At 63.9% G+C, this 18,400-nt stretch carries 16 protein-coding genes; 14 read left to right on the top strand and 2 right to left on the bottom strand.

Annotated features, from left to right (window positions below):
* Positions 1–82: 82 nt before the first annotated feature.
* Genes L6639_RS02530 through L6639_RS02520 form a run of 3 tightly spaced genes read left to right on the top strand, consistent with a single transcriptional unit; the run spans position 83 to position 3,206 of the window.
* Positions 83–2,134, top strand: a complete 2,052-nt coding sequence (locus tag L6639_RS02530; protein ID WP_237858666.1) for an FUSC family protein — start codon at positions 83–85, stop codon at positions 2,132–2,134.
* A complete protein-coding gene (locus L6639_RS02525; protein WP_237858660.1) occupies positions 2,131–2,337 on the top strand; it encodes a DUF1656 domain-containing protein in 207 nt (68 codons plus the stop codon). Before L6639_RS02530 ends, L6639_RS02525 begins: the two co-directional genes overlap by 4 nt.
* A complete protein-coding gene (locus tag L6639_RS02520; protein WP_237858658.1) occupies positions 2,334–3,206 on the top strand; it encodes an efflux RND transporter periplasmic adaptor subunit in 873 nt (290 codons plus the stop codon). The genes L6639_RS02525 and L6639_RS02520 overlap by 4 nt, the downstream gene beginning before the upstream one ends.
* On the opposite strand, the gene L6639_RS02515 is transcribed toward L6639_RS02520, so the two are convergent.
* Positions 3,203–4,312 (bottom strand): glycoside hydrolase family 172 protein, encoded by a 1,110-nt coding sequence (locus tag L6639_RS02515; protein ID WP_237858656.1) that lies wholly within the window; start codon positions 4,310–4,312, stop codon positions 3,203–3,205. The genes L6639_RS02520 and L6639_RS02515 overlap by 4 nt on opposite strands.
* A gap of 90 nt (positions 4,313–4,402) precedes the next feature.
* Positions 4,403–6,028, bottom strand: coding sequence for a long-chain fatty acid--CoA ligase (locus L6639_RS02510; protein WP_237858655.1), 1,626 nt, complete (start codon positions 6,026–6,028; stop codon positions 4,403–4,405).
* A 177-nt stretch (positions 6,029–6,205) separates the two neighbouring features.
* Here L6639_RS02510 and L6639_RS02505 point away from each other — a divergent pair, with 177 nt between their 5' ends.
* The 11 genes from L6639_RS02505 to L6639_RS02455 all read left to right on the top strand — a co-directional run bounded on the left by L6639_RS02505 (position 6,206) and on the right by L6639_RS02455 (position 18,298).
* Entirely contained in the window at positions 6,206–8,065 is a 1,860-nt protein-coding gene (locus L6639_RS02505) for a flavin-containing monooxygenase (protein WP_237858654.1), read from the top strand.
* A 5-nt stretch (positions 8,066–8,070) separates the two neighbouring features.
* Entirely contained in the window at positions 8,071–8,877 is an 807-nt protein-coding gene (locus tag L6639_RS02500; RefSeq protein ID WP_237859409.1) for a shikimate dehydrogenase family protein, read from the top strand.
* Positions 8,878–8,997: 120 nt separating this feature from the next.
* Complete coding sequence (locus L6639_RS02495; RefSeq protein ID WP_237858653.1) at positions 8,998–9,816, top strand: lytic murein transglycosylase; 819 nt, start codon at positions 8,998–9,000, stop codon at positions 9,814–9,816.
* Between the two features lie 111 nt (positions 9,817–9,927).
* On the top strand, positions 9,928–10,149 hold the full coding sequence (locus tag L6639_RS02490; protein WP_194476437.1) for a hypothetical protein: 222 nt from the start codon (positions 9,928–9,930) through the stop codon (positions 10,147–10,149).
* Positions 10,150–10,161: 12 nt separating this feature from the next.
* The gene (locus tag L6639_RS02485) at positions 10,162–10,584 is read left to right on the top strand and encodes a hypothetical protein (protein WP_237858652.1); all 423 of its coding nucleotides are present in this window, start codon (positions 10,162–10,164) and stop codon (positions 10,582–10,584) included.
* 387 nt (positions 10,585–10,971) lie between these two features.
* Entirely contained in the window at positions 10,972–11,418 is a 447-nt protein-coding gene (locus L6639_RS02480) for a MaoC family dehydratase (protein ID WP_237858651.1), read from the top strand.
* 96 nt (positions 11,419–11,514) lie between these two features.
* Entirely contained in the window at positions 11,515–12,012 is a 498-nt protein-coding gene (locus tag L6639_RS02475) for a hypothetical protein (RefSeq protein ID WP_237858650.1), read from the top strand.
* Between the two features lie 209 nt (positions 12,013–12,221).
* Complete coding sequence (locus L6639_RS02470; protein ID WP_237858649.1) at positions 12,222–13,376, top strand: helix-turn-helix transcriptional regulator; 1,155 nt, start codon at positions 12,222–12,224, stop codon at positions 13,374–13,376.
* A 153-nt stretch (positions 13,377–13,529) separates the two neighbouring features.
* Positions 13,530–14,582: a helix-turn-helix transcriptional regulator gene (locus L6639_RS02465; RefSeq protein WP_249798032.1), complete on the top strand. Its 1,053-nt coding sequence runs from the start codon at positions 13,530–13,532 to the stop codon at positions 14,580–14,582.
* Positions 14,583–14,772: 190 nt separating this feature from the next.
* Positions 14,773–15,021 (top strand): DUF6894 family protein, encoded by a 249-nt coding sequence (locus L6639_RS02460; protein ID WP_237858648.1) that lies wholly within the window; start codon positions 14,773–14,775, stop codon positions 15,019–15,021.
* 241 nt (positions 15,022–15,262) lie between these two features.
* Positions 15,263–18,298, top strand: a complete 3,036-nt coding sequence (locus L6639_RS02455) for an autotransporter outer membrane beta-barrel domain-containing protein (RefSeq protein WP_237858646.1) — start codon at positions 15,263–15,265, stop codon at positions 18,296–18,298.
* The last annotated feature ends 102 nt before the right edge of the window (positions 18,299–18,400 follow it).

Below are 18,400 nucleotides of genomic sequence, written 5' to 3'. Positions count from 1 at the left end.
TAACCTTCGAGACGCTCCAGCGCATCGAGCAGCAAGTCAGCCGCCTGCTTGAGGCGAAGACGTTTCCAGAGGCGAAATAGTCATGCGCGAAAGTGAGCCGTTCCTGGTCCGCCACGCGGATCTGATTTTCGCCTTGAAGACGTTTGCCGCGTCGATGCTGGCGCTCGTCATTGCGCTCGCCATGGACCTGCCGCGGCCCTATTGGGCGATGGCGACCGTTTACATCACCTCGCAGCCGCTCGCCGGCGCCACCAGTTCGAAGGCCTTCTTCCGCGTGATGGGCACGCTGGTCGGCGCGATCATGACGGTGGCGCTGGTGCCGAACCTGATCAACGCGCCGGAGCTCCTGTGCCTCGCGATCGCGCTGTGGGTCGGGTTCTGCCTCTATCTGTCGCTGCTCGACGGCACGCCGCGCAGTTATGTCTTCATGCTGGCCGGTTACACGGTCGCGCTGATCGGCTTCCCCTCGGTGTCCCAGCCCGGAGCGATCTTCGACACCGCGGTGGCGCGGCTGGAGGAGATTTCGCTCGGGATCATTTGCGCGAGCCTGATCTCCACCATCGTGTTCCCCCGCAGCGTCGCACCGGCCGTGGCCCATCGCGTGGACACTTGGCTTTCCGATGCACGCCGGCTGAGCGAGGTTGTCCTGCTGCGCGAAGGCACCAACGAGACGCGCCGCGGCAAGCGCCTCAAGCTCGCGACCGACATCGTCGAGATCGACACGCTTTCCACTCATCTTGCCTATGATCGCCTGACCGACCGCAATGCCGTGACCGGCCTCGGCGAGATCCGGCTGCGGATGTTGACGTTGCTGCCGGTGATTGCCTCGATCGAGGACCGTCTGGCTGCGCTCGGCGAGGAGGCCCTGCGGCGCCAGCCGGAGCTGAAGCGCTTGCTGGAGGATCTTGCGCAATGGATCGCGAGTGACGTCAGCGCGCGGCAGCCGGCCGACCGTCTCCGTGGCGCGATAGCGGAGCAGCAGGCGGGCCTGAACGACGGTGCGTCCTGGGAGCGAATCATCACCACCAGCCTGCTGTCGCGGTTGCGCGATCTGGTCGACCTCTCGCGCGACTGCCGCGCGTTGACCGAGGCCATCGGCGAAGGCCGCAGCATCTCGACGATCGATCTTGCCTTCCATTCCGAAGCCGGCGCAGCGCCGGTGCGCCACAGGGATCGCGGCCTGGCGCTATGGTCGGCGGCAGGTGCTGCGACCGCTATCCTGATCTGCTGCGCGTTCTGGATCGGCACGGGCTGGCCGGACGGCGCCTCGGCTCCGATGATGGCGGCCGTAGCCTGCTCGTTCTTCGCCGCGCAGGATGAGCCGGCGCGATTCATCCGCAGCTTCGGCCTGTGGTCGCTGGTCGCCATCGTCGTGGTCGCGATCTATCTGTTCGCGCTGGTGCCCGCGATCTCTCATATCGAGGTTCTCATCGTCGCGCTGGCGCCGACGTTCCTGCTCTACGGATTCCTGATCGGCCGGCCCGCCACGGCGGGCACCGGCATGGCGCTCGCCGCTAACACCGCGACGCTGCTCGCGCTGCAATCGACCTACATCGCGGATTTCGCGTCCTACGCCAATTCCGCCGTCGCGTTCTTCGTCGGCGTCATCATCGCCGAGATCGTGACGCGGATCGCGCGCGGGGTGGGGGCGGAGTGGATCGCCAACCGCCTGGTGCTGTCGAGCTGGACCACGATCGCAGTCGCTGCCGAACGGCGCGGAAAGCGGGATCGTGCCGAGTTTGCCGGGCTCATGCTGCACCGTCTCGGGCTGCTGGTGCAGCGTATCGCGTTCCTGTCGGAGAGCGATCGCCGCGACGCCGATAGTCTCGTGCAGCTCCGCATCGGCATCAACATCATCGATTTGCGCCGCGCGCGCTACGGCCTTGCGGCGTCGACCATCGCCGTCATCGACGACATGCTCGACCAGCTCGCTGTCGCCTGCCGCAATTATGCCGGCGGAGGCATGCCGCGCGAGCTTCTGGTCAGCGTCGACCGGGCGCTAGGTCAGGCGGTGAAGGATCCCAATGACAGCGCGCGCGAAGATGCCCTGATCGGCCTCGTCGGCATCCGCCGCGGCCTGTTCCCGGCCGCGCCGGCCTATCGGCCGCGCGAGGATGCGAGTGTGGCGGCATGAGATATGTGATCGACATCTACGGCGTGCTGGTGCCGGCGCTCTTACTCTGGATCATCATCGCCTATGTGCTGAGTGCGCTGCTGCGCCGGATCATGCAGCGCTTCGACCTTTACCGCTTGGTCTGGCACCGCGCGTTGTTCGATTTCGCAGTCTTCGTCTGCCTGCTCGGCGGCGTCGTCTATCTCTCGGAGTATCTCTCATGAAAGGAAATTTCGCCTGGCTCGGCCGGATTGCCGTGACCATCATCGCTGTGATCGCGGCGATCGGTGTCGGCCGCGAGCTCTGGGGCTACTACATGGAGCAGCCCTGGACACGTGACGGCCGTGTGCGTGCCGACGTGGTGCAGGTCGCACCTGACGTCTCCGGCTTCGTCACCGACGTCCTGGTCAAGGACAACCAGAAGGTCCATCGCGGCGACGTGCTGTTCAGGATCGATCGTGAGCGCTTTGCGCTGGCGCTGCGGCAGGCCGATGCGTCTGTCGCCGGGCATCAGGCGACGCTCGATCAGGCCAATGCCGATCTGAAGCGCTATACCGCGCTGACGACGGACGCAGTATCGCAGCAGAAGCAGGAGCAAGTGCTCGCGACCCAGCTTCAGGCCAAGGCCGCCTTCGATGCCGCGGTCGCCGATCGCGCGGTCGCCCAGCTCAATCTCAATCGCAGCGAGGTGCGGGCATCTGTAAATGGCGTGATCACCAATATGGACCTGCGCCCCGGCGTTTACGTCTCCGCGGGCAGGGGCGTGATGGCGATCGTCGACAGCGACACGCTGCACGTCGAGGGCTATTTCGAGGAGACGAAGCTTGCGCGCATCCGCGTCGGTGACAGGGTTCAGGTCCGTCTGATGGGCGAGAAGGGTACGCTGTCAGGTCGTGTCGAGAGCATCGCCGCGGGCATCGAGGACCGCGACCGTGCCGAGGGGGCGAGCCTGCTTGCCAACGTCAATCCGACCTTCAGCTGGGTGCGTCTCGCCCAGCGCGTGCCCGTGCGCATCGCGCTGGATCCGGTGCCCGAGGCAATCTCGCTGGTCGCCGGCCGCTCTGCGACGGTCGAGGTGCTGAATCACCCCTAACCGATTTCCAGATAGTCCGGGCCGGGCAGCTCGGGGAATGATGCGGTCGGCAGCGTCTGGTACCAGAACGCGACCGAGGCAACGTCGTCTTGCAGCGGGAGATATTTCGATTCCTTGACGCCGGGCAGCCAGCCGAGGGCCTGGATGGTCACGCGCAAGTCGCTCTGGAAGCGGATCGGATCGGGGATGTGCCAACGGTACAGGCCGAAGCGCTGCTGCGACTTGTAGACGCCGTCGGGCCGGATCACCTGCGGCAGGCCGGCATAGGGCGTGGTGAACTCCACATAGCGGGATTGTCCCTGGCCGGCATGCGCGACATGGGGATCGAAATTGTAGGCGCCGCAGAAATAGTCCTCGGTGCCGGTGCCGCAGATCGTCGGGAATTCGCCGTCGCCGTCGATGAAGAACTTGATCTCGCCTTCGCCCCACCAGCCGTTGTTATTGACGCCCCAGGCCATGTAGGTGCCGACATAGTGACCGCGGCCATCGATGCCGTCGAGGATGGTGTAGACGTCCTTGTAGGGCAGCGGATTGGTGCGGCGGAACTGCGCATGGAAATAGGCGCAGTCCGCGGGCACCTCGGTCAGGGCGTAGTTGATCTGGTAGTAGACGGTCAGCGCCTCTTCGCTGCGGTTCTCCAGCGTGAAGCGGGCGCGCTTGCGGAACGGCATCTCCCAATAGCAGTTGAAGGCCCGTCCCGGATTGACGCAGACCGCGAGCGACGACACCTGCGCAAATTCCTCCCAGCCACAGGCGAAGAAATCGCCCGCCGGGCACTCCACGCTCGGATGCGCCTGGTCGTCCCAGTAGACGCGCAGGATGGAATGGCGCAGCCGTCCGCGTGCCAGCGTCATCCAGATCTGCTGGATCGCGCCCTGACCCTCGATGTCCGCGAGCGTGAAGGTCGCGCCGGGCTCGATCACGACAAAGGGAGACACCTTCCAGCCCTGGCCGAGGTCGCGGGCCTGACGCGCCGCCGGGCCATCGACGGACATGCCGCCCTTGCCCTTTTCGCCGGTGAAATTCTCGGGGCTGATTGAACGCGTCTGCGCATTCGACAGGCGCGACAGATTGCCGAGATGCAGGCCCAATCCGGAAAACGCCATGATGTCCTCGATCAGGAGTTAGCGATACCGGGATATATCGCTCCCGAATCTACCAAAAGATGAAGATGACGGCGTACCGAAAGCCAGAGACTACGCGACGCGATACGCTTTGAACTTCTCGCGCAGCGCCGATTTGAGCACCTTGCCGGTCCCGGTCATCGGGAATTCGTCCAAAAATTCGACCGCATCCGGCATCCACCAGCTCGCGATCCTCGGGCGCATGTGGTCGAGCAGGGTCTTGCCGTCCACGGTCGCGCCCTTCTTGCGGACGACCAGAAGGAGAGGGCGCTCCTGCCATTTCTCATGCGCGATGGCGACCACGGCGGCTTGCAGCACGTCAGGGTGGGACAGCGCGATGTCCTCGAGCTGGATCGACGAGATCCATTCGCCGCCGGACTTGATCACGTCCTTGGAGCGGTCGGTCAGCGTGACGTGGCCCTGCGGATCGATCACGGCCATATCGCCGGTGATCAACCAGCCGTCGTGATCGAGGCCTTCGTCGAGCTTCATGTAGCCGGAGGCGACCCAGGGCCCTCTGGCGCGCAAGTGCCCGACCGTCTTGCCGTCGCGCGGCAGCTCAACGCCTGAATCGTCGACGATGCGCAAGGTCGTGCCGAAGCAGGCGCGACCGGAGACCTGGCGCCGGTCGAAGAATTCGGTTTCGCTGAGATGCTCCGAGCCGGGCCGGAGGCCCGGCATCGAGCAGCCCAGCGCCTCCGTCATGCCCCAGGCCTGAATATAGTCGACCTTGTAATCGCGCTTGAGTTTCTCGACCATCGCGCGCGGCGGCGCCGAGCCCGATGACAACGTTGCGCGCAGCGTCGAGAATTTGTTGCCGGTGCGGCCGAGCCAGTCGAGCAGGATCAGCCAGAAGCTCGGCACGCCGGCCGAGAGCGTCACCTTCTCGCCCTCGAGCAGCTCATAGAGCTTGTCGGGCTCGTAATTGCGGCCAGGCAGGACCAGCTTCGAGCCGGTATAGGGCGCGGTGAACGGCATGTTCCAGCCGTTGCCGTGGAACAGCGGGGCCATCGGCATCATCACCTCGCGCACGCCTTCGACATGTCCGGGCAGGAAGTCGAAATTGCAGCAGGTCATGGTCTGCAGGATCGCCGCGCGGTGCGAATAGATCACGCCCTTCGGATTGCCTGTCGTGCCCGACGTGTAGCAGATGGTCGATGCGGACTTTTCGTCGAACTCCGGCCAGGCGAAGCCGGTGTCGCTCTCCTTTTCGAGCAGCTCCTCGTAGCAATGCACGTTGGCGAGTTTTGTCTCCGGCATCCGCTCGCGCGAGGACATGATGACATAGGCCTCGACCGTCTTCAGTTGCGGCGCGATCGCTTCGACGATCGGCAACGTCGCGCGGTCGATGAACAGCAGGCGATCTTCCGCGTGGTTGATGATGTAGACCAGCTGTTCGGGAAACAGGCGCGGATTGACGGTGTGCAGCACGTAGCCCATGCCCGGCGCGGCGTAGAACATCTCGAAATGGCGATGCGTATTCCAGGCCAGCGTGCCGACGCGATCGCCTTGCTTCATGCCGAGCCGCTTCAGCGCCAGCGCCATGCGCTTGATGCGCGGATGGGCGTCGGCATAGGTGTAACGGTGGATGTCGCCTTCGATCTCGCGCGCGACGATTTCCGCTTCGCCGTGGTAGTCGGCGGCATACTGGATCAGGCCGCTGATCAGCAGCGGCATGTCCATCATCAATCCCTGCATCGTTCCCTCCAGATCGCCACGTCGTTGCGTGGCATACGCTATGATTTGCGCGAAAGGTTAGCGGAACGCCGCGCGGCGTTCACGCAAAAAGCGATGGACGCGATTGCATGCGTCACTTTTTCGGGGCTAAGTGGCGCCAGCTCCCGGCGAAGCAGCGGGCCGCGGTGGAGGAGATCGATGTCAGCGGAAAGACACAAGACCGGAGCAGCCGGCGTACCTACGGTCGACATTCAAGCCTTGCGTGCGCGCTATCGCGACGAGCGTGACCTGCGTCTGCGCTCCGAAGGCAAGGCGCAATATGTCGAGGTATCAGGCGACTTTGCCCGCTATCTCGACGATCCCTGGGCCGATGCTGGCTTCACGCGCAAAGCCTTGAGCGAAGAAACCGAAGTGCTGATCGTCGGTGGTGGCTTCGGCGGCCTGCTGTGTGGCGCGCGTCTGCGCGCGGCCGGTATCAACGATTTCCGCATCGTGGAAAAGGCCGCCGATTTCGGCGGCACCTGGTACTGGAATCGCTATCCAGGCGCCGCCTGCGATACCGAAAGTTACATCTATCTGCCGCTGCTGGAAGAGACCGGCTACATGCCGGTGCGCAAATACGCGCGTGCGCCGGAGATCTACGAGCACTCGCGCCGCATCGGCCGTCATTTCGATCTGTACGAGCGCGCGCTGTTTCAGACCGTGATCTCGCGCATGACATGGCAGGAGCAGGAGGGGCGCTGGCTGGTCGAGACCGATCGCGGTGATCGCATCCGCGCGCGCTTTGTGATCCTGGCTGGAGGTCCGCTGAGCCGGCCGAAGCTGCCGGGCATCCCCGGCATCGAAAGCTTCAGGGGCCACAGCTTCCATACCAGCCGCTGGGACTATGCTTACACCGGCGGCAGCGCGGAGGGCGGTCTCGATGGTCTTGCCGACAAGCGCGTCGGCATCATCGGCACCGGCGCCACATCAGTGCAATGCGTGCCGCATCTCGGCCGTTCGGCCAAAGAGCTCTACGTGTTCCAGCGCACGCCGTCCGCGATCGGTGTGCGCGCCGACCGCCCGACGGATACCGCCTGGGCGGAAAGCCTGAAGCCCGGCTGGCAGCGTGAGCGGATGGACAATTTCACCGCGGTGATCTCAGGCGAGCCGTTCGAGCACGATCTGGTGCAGGACGGCTGGACCGGCCTGCTCGGCGAGATCCTGCTGGCGCCGCGCCGTCAGCCGCAGCCGGTGACCTCGATGGAAGAGGCGCTGAAGGTGATCGAGCAGGCCGACTATCGCAAGATGGAGGAGATCCGCGCCCGCGTCGATGCGATCGTGAAGGATGAGGCGGCCGCAGCGGCGCTCAAACCCTGGTACAAGGCATTCTGCAAGCGGCCGTGCTTCCACGACGAATATCTCGACACGTTCAACCGCCCCAACGTGCATCTGGTCGACACCAAGGGCAGGGGCGTGGAGCGCATCACGGAGAACGCGGTCGTGGCTGGCGGCAAGGCCTACGAGCTCGACTGCCTGATCTACGCCAGCGGTTTCGAGGTTGGCACCGACTATGCACGCCGCATGGGGTTTGAAGTCTACGGTCGCGACGGCAAGAGCCTGTCCGAGCGCTGGCGCGATGGTGTCAAGACGATGCATGGCTTCTACAGCCGCGGCTTCCCGAATTGTTTCCTGATCGTGACGGTGCAGGCCGGTCAAAGCGCCAACTTCCCGCACATCATCGACGAACAGTCGCAGCACATCGCCTATGTCATCGCTGAGGCACGCAAGCGCGGCGCAAGAACGTTGGAGCCGACGCTCGCGGCCGAGAACGCCTGGGTCGATGAGGTCGTGAAGGCCGCGGTCGGCCGCCAGACTTATCTGGCCGAATGCACCCCCGGCTACTACAACAACGAAGGCGTGTTCGATCCGGTCGCGGCGCGCAACAGCCAGTATTGGCGCGGGCCGATGGCGTTCCTCCGGCTGCTCGCCATCTGGCGGAAGGAGGGCAATCTGGACGGGCTGGAATTGACCTATGGAGCCGACGCGAAGAGCCAGGGGGCTCCGCTCTCGGCATGAACGGCATGATCCCGGCTCCATCAGGTGCGACCCGGCTCTACGTCATCATCGGCGATCCCATCGCACAGGTGCGTTCACCCGCGGGTGTTTCCGCGGAGTTCGCTGCGCGCGGCCATGACGGCATTCTCGTCCCGGTTCAGGTTGCGACCGACGATCTTGCTGATTTTCTCTCGGTGGCGAGCCGGTTGAAAAATCTCGACGGCATCGTCGTGACCATTCCGCACAAATTCGCCTGCTACCAGGCGTGTGCCAGCGCGAGCGATCGCGCGCGCTTCCTACGCACTGCGAACCTGATGCGCCGGCGTGCCGATGGTTCGTGGCACGGTGACATGGTGGACGGTCTCGGCTTCGTCGGCGCCGCGCGGACGAAGGGGATTGATCCCAAAGGGATGCGAGCTCTTCTTGTCGGCGCCGGTGGGGCCGGCTCGGCCATCGCGCTGGCGCTGGTCGAGGCCGGCGTCAGGGAGCTCGCCATTCACGATAGCTCGGCCGAGCGACGGGATGCGCTGATCGGCCGGCTCAACGAGCTCGGCAAAGCACCCGTGCGGTCGGGCAGCGGCGATCCCGCAGGCTTCGATTTCGTCGCCAATGCGACACCCGCCGGGATGAAGGGCGGCGATCCGCTTCCCGTCGACGTTATCAGGCTGGCGCCGTCAACTTATTGCGGCTGCGTCATCACCAAGCCGGAAATCTCGCCCTTCATCGCGGAAGCCCGCAAGCTCGGCTGCGTCACCGCGACCGGCACCGACATGTACCGGCAGCACCAGGGCATCATGGTGGATTTCCTGCTCGGGACCGACGGCAGCCTTTGATTCATGTCAAGCGTATTGCGTGCATCGATTGCACCGGTCGGGGCTTGAGCTGATACGGCTGACGTAGGATCATGCCCATGCGCGAGCCGGTCGCGCAATTTGAAAGAAGGATACGCTGGAATGACTGAGGGCAGGACCGTTGCGACGGCGATGATCGGCGCGGCCGCGCTGCTGTTGTTCCTGGCCCCCTCGGCCATGGCTGCGCAATGCGGCAACGGGCCCGGCGGATTCGAGGCCTGGAAGCGCGAGTTCAGCGCGGAAGCGCAGGGCAAGGGCATCGGCCAGACCGCGATCGCGGCGCTGATGCAGACCAATTATGCCAGCGCGACGATCAACGCCGACCGCAGCCAGCACAGTTTTTCGCTGTCGCTCGACCAGTTCCTGGCCAAGCGCGGTGCGACCACCATCGTCGCGCGCGGCCGGTCGCTGAAGCAATCGCAGGCCGCGATGTTCGCCTCGATCGAGCAGCGTTATGGCGTGCCGCCCGGGCCGTTGATTGCGATCTGGGGCATGGAAACCGGTTTCGGCAGCCAGCGCGGCAACCAGAACATGCTCTCGTCGATCGCAACGCTCGCCTATGACTGCCGTCGCCCCGAATTCTTTACCGAGCAGCTCTATGCGGCGCTGAAGTTGGTCGACCGCGGCGCGCTGTCTGGATCGACCCGCGGCTCCATGCATGGCGAGGTCGGCCAGACCCAGTTCATGCCCAAGAACATCCTGGCCTATGGCACCGGCAATCTCGACGTCGCCGCCAACGCGCTGAGCTCGACCGCGAACTTCCTCAAGGCCAACGGCTGGCGTGCGGGAGCCGGTTACCAGCCCGGCGAACCGAATTTCGCCGCCATCCAGGCGTGGAATGCGGCCGGCGTCTACCAGAAAGCCATCGCGCTGATGGGCCGGCAGATCGACGGGGGTGGCGGGGCGGCGGCCGTGCGTTGAGCTGCTCCGCAAGGCGTGACTGGGCGTCTCAGAGAAAGTTGTTGCTTTCGGGAACTGACGGCACGAGGTTTGCTTTGATCAAGTTCAGGGCTGGGCATGAGGAGACTCAACATGGCTACCCAGATCGTGATGGATCAGACCGGCGATACGCGCCACGAGTTTGATCCTGAAAATGCCGAAGCGTTGGCGCGGGCCGAACAGCGCTTTCGGGAATTGACCGGCGCGGGCTTTACCGCGGCGTACCGGACCGGACCCGGCGAAGTCACGCGTATCAAATCGTTTGACCCGACCGCGCACGAAACGCTGTTCTATCCCCGCCTGGTCGGCGGTTGATCTGAACGGTCCATGATCGCGGTCTTCAGGCTTCGCGCGCCCGCGCGAGCGCGTCTGCACGCGCTCCGCGAGCTCTACCGGCGCTTCTTTGGCGAGAACACGCCAGAGGCGCGGGGAAGGAGGCTATTGGCTGAATGGCTCACCGACGAGCAGCGCGCTCAGTTCGAGCAGCACCGGCACTTTGACGTCATCGGCTGCGACAGCGGCAAGCGTTATCGCATCCACTACGGTACTGCGGCCAATGTCCACGAGATCGACGCGTCAGGCAATGCAACGATGGGGTGGTGCTTCGTCCCGTCAGGCTTCCTGGTGCCCGGCGACGTCATGCTGGCGCAGAAGATCGCGCTCGAGACGGACGAGAAGGGGGCGCTGGCGCTCGCCAACCGGTTTCCGCCGGCGACGCATTCAGAGCATTTTTACCGGCGTCCGTTCTAGGCTACCGGGATCGCCGGTCAGAAGTGGGTGGTGCGATAAGCGTCCACCGCATGCGCCGCGAAGACGCCGATGCTGCAAAGCACGAGGAGGGCTGAGATCAACTCGATCATAGCTCATCCTCCCCAAGCGGCTGGGCGACGAGATGTTGGCAGCAGGCATATTCGCTGATCAGGTCGAGGAAGAATTGCATGACGCACGTCCCTGTATGATTTTGACAACCAGATAACCGGCCGTCTGTTTCAGGCGTGTTTCGTCGAGATAGGAAAGGGGTTTCGCGGGGAACCGGGACCTGGCCTGCAGGCCGCCGAACCGCTACATCCCCGTCACCGATCCATCCTCTGGCCGTGCGCAATGCGCGCGCGGCATGTCACATTTCGAGGCAAAATCATGGCTCAGGTCGCCTGGTTCGACGATCTCACCCTGGGGATGCGCTTCAAATCCCCCGAGGTCATGGTCAGCGAAGCCGACATTAAGCGGTTTGCCGCCGAGTTCGACCCGCAGCCGATGCATCTCGATCATGAGGCCGCCAAGGACACCCTGTTCAAGGGGCTGGCTGCCTCGGGTTGGCACACCGCGGCGATCGCCATGAACCTTGCGATCCAGACCCGCCCCTTCGGCCCGCACCCGCTGATCGGAGCCGGTGTCGACGGGCTGCGCTGGACCATTCCGGTGCGGCCGAATGACCGGCTGCATCTGGTCGGCGAGGTCATGAGCCTGACGCCGTCGAAGTCGAAGCCGCAGGGCATCGCCATGGTCAAATGGACGATGTTCAACCAGAACGGCGAGGAGGTTTACACCTTCACCCCGATCGCGATTGTGCCGCGGCGGGCGTAGGGAGCGCGCATTTCGCCACCGGCTGCGTCGAGCCGGCCCTTGCGGCCTTCCAGGAGAGATGGTCAGCTTGGCGTGGGGAAAACGCTGGAGGCTGACATGAAACGATTCTGCCTTGCCGCTGGACTATTCGCCGGGGCCTTGATCGCCGGGCCTGCGCTCGCGCAACAATCCAAGGTCGGTGACTGGACCATCGAGAAACGCAGCCAGGACACCCATTGCAACGCCAGCCGCGGCTACAAGGACAAGGACGACGAGAACCGTGACTACGTCATCGTCATCACCTACTCGGACAAGGCCATCGTCATCGTGATGATCTATGACGGCTGGGAGTGGGACAAGGTCGGCGAGATCCTGCGCGCCGACGTCGGCACCGACGATGCCGACATCATGTCGAAGGCGAAGTGGGAGGTCATGGACAAGACCACCGTGCGCGGCATCTTCGAATACGATCAGTCCATCATGGACCGCCTGTCGAAAGCCAAGCGTCTGACGCTGGACTTCGAGGACGATGACGACGACAGCATCGAGATGCAGATCCCGCGCGCCGGCGAGGCGCTCGCCGCGCTGAAGTTCTGCGAGGAGAACCGGAAATAGAGATCCGTGCCCTCAGGCGCGGTCGATTGAGCAGGCAGCGAGCGGACGCGTGATATCAGGCTCACAGTCCGCCCGCTGTTCGCTTTTATCCTAGTCTTTGGCGAAAACGTCCAAGCCGCACCCTGCGGTTGACGTTACGCAAGGACGATGTTCGATATTCCAGCATTTTTATCTTACGTTTTTGCTTCGTCCCCGGCGTCGTTCGTCCGATGACAATGCTGGAGGCGAACAGGTTCTCCGCGCTCGTCGGCGAGATCTACGATGCAGCGGTCGACCCAGCGCAGCGCGGTGCCGCGCTGGAGCAGGTCGCGGGGTTCGTCGGCGGCTCCGCCGTGACCATTCTCTCGCGGGATGCCGCCAGGCTCTCGCTCGAGATCCACCAGCACTACGGAACGGATTCCCGTTTCCGCGAGCTCTATCGTGACAGGTTTGTCGAGCTCGATCCGCTGCTCGATCGCCACCTTGATCTTGCTGTCGAACGGACCGTCGGCGTGGCCGACGTCATGCCCTATTCGGACTTCGTGGCGACCAGCTTCTACCGGGAATGGGTGGAACCGCAGGGCGCGGTCGACCTCGCGACCGTCACGCTCGAGCGGTCGACTGCACGCACGACGATTCTTCAGGTCATGCGCAGCCGGTCGCGTGGAAACGTCGATGATGCGATGCGCGAGCGCATGCGGTTGATTGCGCCGCACATCCAGCGTTCCCGCGTCATGAGCAAGCAGATCAGGGCCCGCTCGCACACCGTCGCCGATCTTGCGGAGGTCCTTGATCGCCTCAGCACCGCAATCTGCCTGTTCGATGCGGAGGGACGGGTTGTCCACGCCAATGCGGCTTGTCGCAAAATGCTCGCTGACGGCGGTCTGCTCGCGATCGTCGGCGATCGCATCGTGGCCCGCAACACCCAAGCCGACAAAATATTCCGCAGTATGTTCGATGTTGCCGCCAACAGCGGAATCGGCCCGGCCGAGCGCCGCAGGATCGAAATCATGACGTCGACCGACGGTCAGCACTACCTGGCTCACGCCTTTCCGCTGACGCACGAACGCAGCCTGCAACGCGACGGGGTCGCGACGGTGCTGTTCCTGCAAAAGGCTGCGATGGCCGCCCGGCTCGCAACGGAGGCGATCTCTGCTGCATTCAGGCTGACACCGTCTGAGATCCGTGTGTTGACGGCCATCATCGAGGTCGGTGGAGTTCCCGATGTCGCGGCAAAGCTCGGAATTGCCGAGACCACGGTGAAGACCCATCTCGGCCGTCTGTTCGAGAAGACCGGCGCGGGCAGGCAGGCCGATCTCGTGAAGATCGCGGCAGGCTTTGCTGCTCCGTTCGTTCAGGCGACCGGCCCTGACGACGCCGTGTGATCCAATTCATATTGTGCCCGACGAAATTGCGCGATCTCATTCCATTGTGAAGGCGAGGCGACGCGCGTCCTCCGAACGTATGACGCGTGTCATTTGACACTTTCGTATGGAACGTTTCCTGAAATGAGAAGGGCAATGCGCGCCACAACGATAATGCGCGATGGCACCGGATACGGGTGCGGGGAAACAACAGCGCGTGGCCGAGCCTGCTCTTCGGTTGGAGAGATTGCAGTGAGCAGCAAGGATCAGTCTTCCATTCTCAACGTGTCGACAAACGGCGTTCCCGAAAACGAACGTCTCGCGCTGCTGCGCGAATTCTATCGCTGCGGGGTGGTCAAAGCCGAGGTCGCCCCGAACGAAGGGCAGCCGCTCGACGCGAGCTTCAACTGTTACGCCGTGCCGGAAGCGCAATTGATGACGGGGAAGTTGTCGGGAGCTCGACTCATCAGGACGAAGGAACTGGTTGTCGACGGTGACGACAGTCTTGCCTTGGTCGTGGTTCGATCCGGAGCCGTCGGGATATCTGCGCGAGGTCGCGAACTGCTGCTCGGTCCTGGAGAAGCGGTGTTGGCCAGCGCCGAGGATACGGTAGTGCTCGAACGGCATCTGGCCGGCGATTGTTTCTCGCTTCGCGTGCCGCGGCGCATTCTCGCGCCGATGATCATGGATGTCGACGACGCGGTCATGCGCATCATCCGGGACCGGCCCAGCGAGATCAGGGTGCTCGTCGACTACGCGACCTCGCTGGTTCGGGAGAACGGGTTTGCGACGCCGGCGTTGCGCCAACTGGGTGTCGGACATTTGCATGATCTCCTGGCTCTCGTGCTCGGTCCCACCGACGACATCAGGGAAAGCGCTGGTCGGGGCGGCGCGAAGGCCGCCCGCTTGCGCAAGGCAAAATTCATGATCGTCAACAATTGCTGGCGGCAGGACTTGTCGGTCGCCGGCGTCGCGCAGGAACTCGGCGTCACGCCACGCTACCTCCAACGCCTGTTCGAAGCCGACGGCAAGACATTTTCTTCCTTCCTGATCGAGCAGCGCCTGAAGCGAGCCCATCGCATGTTGCGGGAACCGGAGTTCGCCGAGCGTCCGGTCTCGTCGATCGCCTACGACGTCGGCTTCGGCGATCTCTCCTATTTCAATCGCTCGTTTCGACGGGCCTACGGCGCGACGCCGAGCAACGTCAGGAGCGGCGCGGCGGAGTGAGCTCTTCCCGGCGAATTTGAGCAACCTGCCGTTCTTTCGAGCGCAAGCAGGGAATTTTTCACATGATCCTTGATCGTGGAATCATGACTGTTGCGGGAGTGTTGGGCAGGGGTGTCGTTGTTGCTGACGTGCTCTGCGGCACGCCGGTGCCGTATTCCGCCGACTACGTATTCCGGCGCGTGGAGTAGATATGCGCCGATTCTTCTTCGACCTCTTGGTCGGCAATGTCGTGAAGATCGATCCGGGTGGCATGGTGTTCGAGAATGCGCGGGCGACATTCGTCGTCGCCGACGAGATGGCAAAGCATCTCTTCGTCTGGCGCGATGATCTGCGCGATCGCGATGCCTGGATCCGCGTCAGGAATGACGGCGGCCGCGAGATATATCGCGCCGCGGTCTGGGCAGAGAGCGCGGAGAAGGCGGGCTGGGACCAGGCATAGTTCCTGCCGGCGGTGTCGCAACTCTGCACCAGTCGCAGCCGAAAGGGCCTCAGTTCGTTTTGAGCCGAAACCCAGTCGCATTAGTCCAAGTCGGATGATGGGCGTCCTTCTACCTTGGCGATCAGCGATTCACGGATCGCGGCGTCGCCCTCCTCCGATCGGAGGAGGGCGATCGCAACAGGCTGCACGCGCGTCGCGTGGCAGGCTTCGTTTGGGGAATGAAATGAAACGAAGGCTTCTTATGACCGTCAGCCCCCGCGTGCTGCGGATCCCGGTGTCCGCGCTGCTGCTGGCGCCATGGATCATGACTGAACGCGCGGAAGCCGCCTGCACGCCGCCGTCACCGGTCAATGATGCGGTCGTCACCTGCTCCGGAACGGTAACCAATGCGAACGGGACGATCGGCTATGGATCGGCAACCGACACCGGCAACACCATCAACGTGACCTCAGGCACATTCTTGAACGGCACGACCTCCGGCGTCACGCTTAACCGGGGCGCCATCAACAATGCCGGCGCCATCCTCGGCGGCACCGCGGCGTCGAATGACGCCACCGGAATTGCGGCCGGTGGGGACCTCGACCTGAAGAACACCGGAGATCGCGTTCAGGCAGCAGGGACCAATGGTATCGCCATCAGCAGCTCTGGTACGGTGAACATTGAGAATGCAGCAGGCATCTTCGCGATCGGCACAGGTGGAATCGCGATCCAGGCAAACATTGTCAACCTGGCGACCAACTCCGGCCAAGTCGATGGACTCCGGTTTGGAATCTTTGCAACGACCTCCGTTGTGGTCAACAACACCAGCTCCGGGTCAGTCTTCGCAGACGGAACGAACGGCGCAGCGATCACGACATCCGGTAGCGTCCTCATCAACAACGCCAACTCCGTTTTCGCAACATCGAGCGGCAGCGTGGCAATTCGCGCCGGCACCGTGACTGTCGCTAGCAACACCGGCACGATCGCGGGAGGCTTGGCCGGCATCTCCTCCGCCGGGGCGGCCACGATCAACAACGGCGCTTCTGGCGAAATTGAATCCACCCTCGCGAACAGCGTCGCCATATCGAGCGGGAGCGCTGTCACGGTTGCCAACGCCGGCGAGGTTATTGGCAACGCGGTGGGAAGCCGGGGCATCGCAGCGAATACCGTCGTGGTATCCTCGAATTCCGGAAGGATAGAAGCCGGAGCGCAAGGCGTCTTTGCCAATACGGCAACGGTGACGAACGGCAGCGGTGGCACCATACAGGCGCTCGACCAGAACGGATCCGCCGTCAATGCGCTGATCGCGAACGTCTCGAATGCCGGACAGATCCTGGCATTGAACGGCGGCGGCTTCGCTATCCTCGCCGGAACGGTGATCGTGACGGCCAACACCGGCACGATCTCAGGCGAGTTCAATGCGATCCGATCGCCGTCAGGTTCCGTGACGGTCAACAACAACGGTGGCACAATCCAGAGTACGAACTTCAATTCCACCGCGGTGTTCGCCAAAACGGACGCGACCATCGTCAATGCGGGCACGATCAAGGGCGGTGCAGGCGGCGGAATCGGAATCCGCGCCGATGGCACGGCGACGGTCGACAACGCCGCCGGCGGGCTGATCTCCGGCGGCCAATTCGGCATCAGTGCCGTCGACGTCAAGCTCAACAATGCCGGCATCGTGGAATCGAGCTTTGCGGCCGCTGGCGTCGATGCCCGGACAGCCGAGATCACCAATTCCGGCACGATCCGAGCGAATGACGGCGCCGCAATTCAAGCGTTCGATGCGCTGACGCTGAGCAATTCCGGAACGATCACCGGTGCACCGGCCGCGGAGGCCATTTCCGTTCGGGGAACCGCTGCGATCAACAATGCGGGCATCATCTCCACGGGCGTGCGCGGTGTGTCGGTCGATGGCGCCGCAACCATCGTCAACTCGGGTTCGATCTCCGGTGAAACCGGTGTGCAGGTGCGGGGCGGGGCTGAGATCGCGAACTCCGGCACGATTACCGGAACCGGCGGCACGGCGATCAAGCTCTCCGCCAACGCGGATACGCTGACGCTGCGGCCGGGATCGAAGATCAACGGCGTGGTCGATTTCGGCTTCGGCAACGACGTCGTCAACGTCGATTTCGGAGTGCGCAGCAGGGTATCGTCGCTGACAACGATCGACCTGCCGACCTTCATCAATTTCGACGGCACGATCAACACCATCACCTCGGGATTCAATGGTCCGTCAGTCGTCTCCGGAACGACGCTGGCAACCCTCGACCCCACTGCGCTCGCCCAGACGGACCGCACGCTGATGGACTTCACCGGCGGTGTGTCCTCGCTGGTGCGGGGCCGCTTGAGCGGCGCTGGGTCCGGCGCGAACAACATGATGGCGATGGCCTTTGCGCCAGATACCGCGCAGGCCGGCCCTTTCACCAAGGCACCGAAGAGTCTCTGGACCGATCCGGCGCCGATCACGGTCTGGGCCAACAGCTTTGGCGGTCAGCGCATCCAGGACGAAACCGCCGCAACCCTGCGCGCGACCTCGACCGCGTGGGGCGGTGCGATCGGCCTCGACCGCAAGGTGCAGCCGAACTGGCTGGTCGGCGCCTTCCTCGGCGGCGGGCAGGGCGGCCTCTCGGTCGACCTCAACTCGCAGTCGGTCGACACCGTTTATGTCTTTGCCGGCGCCTACAGCCGCTTCGAATGGGCCGCGCAGTTCTTCGATTTCACGCTCCAAGGCGGCAATGCCGACAACAAATCGCGGCGGCTGGTGCTCAACAATGCCGCGGTCGGCGGCATGGAGACGGCGACCGCCAGTTACAGTGGCTGGTACATCAGCCCCGAACTCGCCTATGGCTACAAGCTCGATATCGGCAACGGCTATCTGCTGACGCCGACGGCGCGGCTGCGCTACGTCGCGGGCCGGTTCGACGGCTATAGCGAGGCCGGCTCGGCGCAAGGCTTGTCGGTCGGCAGCCGCACGCTCCAGGATCTTGAGGAGCGTGGCGAGGTCGATCTCTCCAGGGTGACACGCTTCGACGGTGGCGCGCTCACGGCGAACGTCCACGGCGGCGTGATCGCACTCCAGCGCGTCGGCGACACCGGCATCAACACGGTGCTGCTCGGGCAGAACCTGTCCTTCGACACGCCGGGCAGCCGAAGCACGATCGGCGCGGTGGCGGGCTTCGGCCTCGACTATCGCACGACCAGGAACGTATCCGTGTTCGGTGCCGTGGAGGGCATGGTGATGTCCGACCAGAGCCGCACCGGAACCGCGAAAGGGGGCCTACGCGTCGCGTTCTGAGCCGGCATCAGCCCTGGCGGCCTGAACGCGGCGCTTGCCGGCCGGGCTCCATCCGCCCGGCCGGCGCATCCTCCGATCGGAGGATACCGCATGCGGGGGTTG

The sequence above is a fragment of the Bradyrhizobium zhengyangense genome, from assembly GCF_022012555.1.
In the GTDB taxonomy this organism is placed as follows: Bacteria; Pseudomonadota; Alphaproteobacteria; order Rhizobiales; family Xanthobacteraceae; genus Bradyrhizobium; species Bradyrhizobium zhengyangense.
Note: the sequence above shows the minus strand (reverse complement) of the source record. Positions and strands in the feature narration are given on the sequence as shown.

What these genes read in the sequence shown, in the direction of transcription:
- L6639_RS02530 (WP_237858666.1), top strand. Translation starts at nt 83, where the DNA reads ATGCGCGAAAGTGAGCCGTTCCTGGTCCGCCACGCGGATCTGATTTTC.
- L6639_RS02525 (WP_237858660.1), top strand. Translation starts at nt 2,131, where the DNA reads ATGAGATATGTGATCGACATCTACGGCGTGCTGGTGCCGGCGCTCTTA.
- L6639_RS02520 (WP_237858658.1), top strand. Translation starts at nt 2,334, where the DNA reads ATGAAAGGAAATTTCGCCTGGCTCGGCCGGATTGCCGTGACCATCATC.
- L6639_RS02515 (WP_237858656.1), bottom strand. Translation starts at nt 4,312, where the DNA reads ATGGCGTTTTCCGGATTGGGCCTGCATCTCGGCAATCTGTCGCGCCTG.
- L6639_RS02510 (WP_237858655.1), bottom strand. Translation starts at nt 6,028, where the DNA reads ATGCAGGGATTGATGATGGACATGCCGCTGCTGATCAGCGGCCTGATC.
- L6639_RS02505 (WP_237858654.1), top strand. Translation starts at nt 6,206, where the DNA reads ATGTCAGCGGAAAGACACAAGACCGGAGCAGCCGGCGTACCTACGGTC.
- L6639_RS02500 (WP_237859409.1), top strand. Translation starts at nt 8,071, where the DNA reads ATGATCCCGGCTCCATCAGGTGCGACCCGGCTCTACGTCATCATCGGC.
- L6639_RS02495 (WP_237858653.1), top strand. Translation starts at nt 8,998, where the DNA reads ATGACTGAGGGCAGGACCGTTGCGACGGCGATGATCGGCGCGGCCGCG.
- L6639_RS02490 (WP_194476437.1), top strand. Translation starts at nt 9,928, where the DNA reads ATGGCTACCCAGATCGTGATGGATCAGACCGGCGATACGCGCCACGAG.
- L6639_RS02485 (WP_237858652.1), top strand. Translation starts at nt 10,162, where the DNA reads ATGATCGCGGTCTTCAGGCTTCGCGCGCCCGCGCGAGCGCGTCTGCAC.
- L6639_RS02480 (WP_237858651.1), top strand. Translation starts at nt 10,972, where the DNA reads ATGGCTCAGGTCGCCTGGTTCGACGATCTCACCCTGGGGATGCGCTTC.
- L6639_RS02475 (WP_237858650.1), top strand. Translation starts at nt 11,515, where the DNA reads ATGAAACGATTCTGCCTTGCCGCTGGACTATTCGCCGGGGCCTTGATC.
- L6639_RS02470 (WP_237858649.1), top strand. Translation starts at nt 12,222, where the DNA reads ATGACAATGCTGGAGGCGAACAGGTTCTCCGCGCTCGTCGGCGAGATC.
- L6639_RS02465 (WP_249798032.1), top strand. Translation starts at nt 13,530, where the DNA reads ATGCGCGATGGCACCGGATACGGGTGCGGGGAAACAACAGCGCGTGGC.
- L6639_RS02460 (WP_237858648.1), top strand. Translation starts at nt 14,773, where the DNA reads ATGCGCCGATTCTTCTTCGACCTCTTGGTCGGCAATGTCGTGAAGATC.
- L6639_RS02455 (WP_237858646.1), top strand. Translation starts at nt 15,263, where the DNA reads ATGACCGTCAGCCCCCGCGTGCTGCGGATCCCGGTGTCCGCGCTGCTG.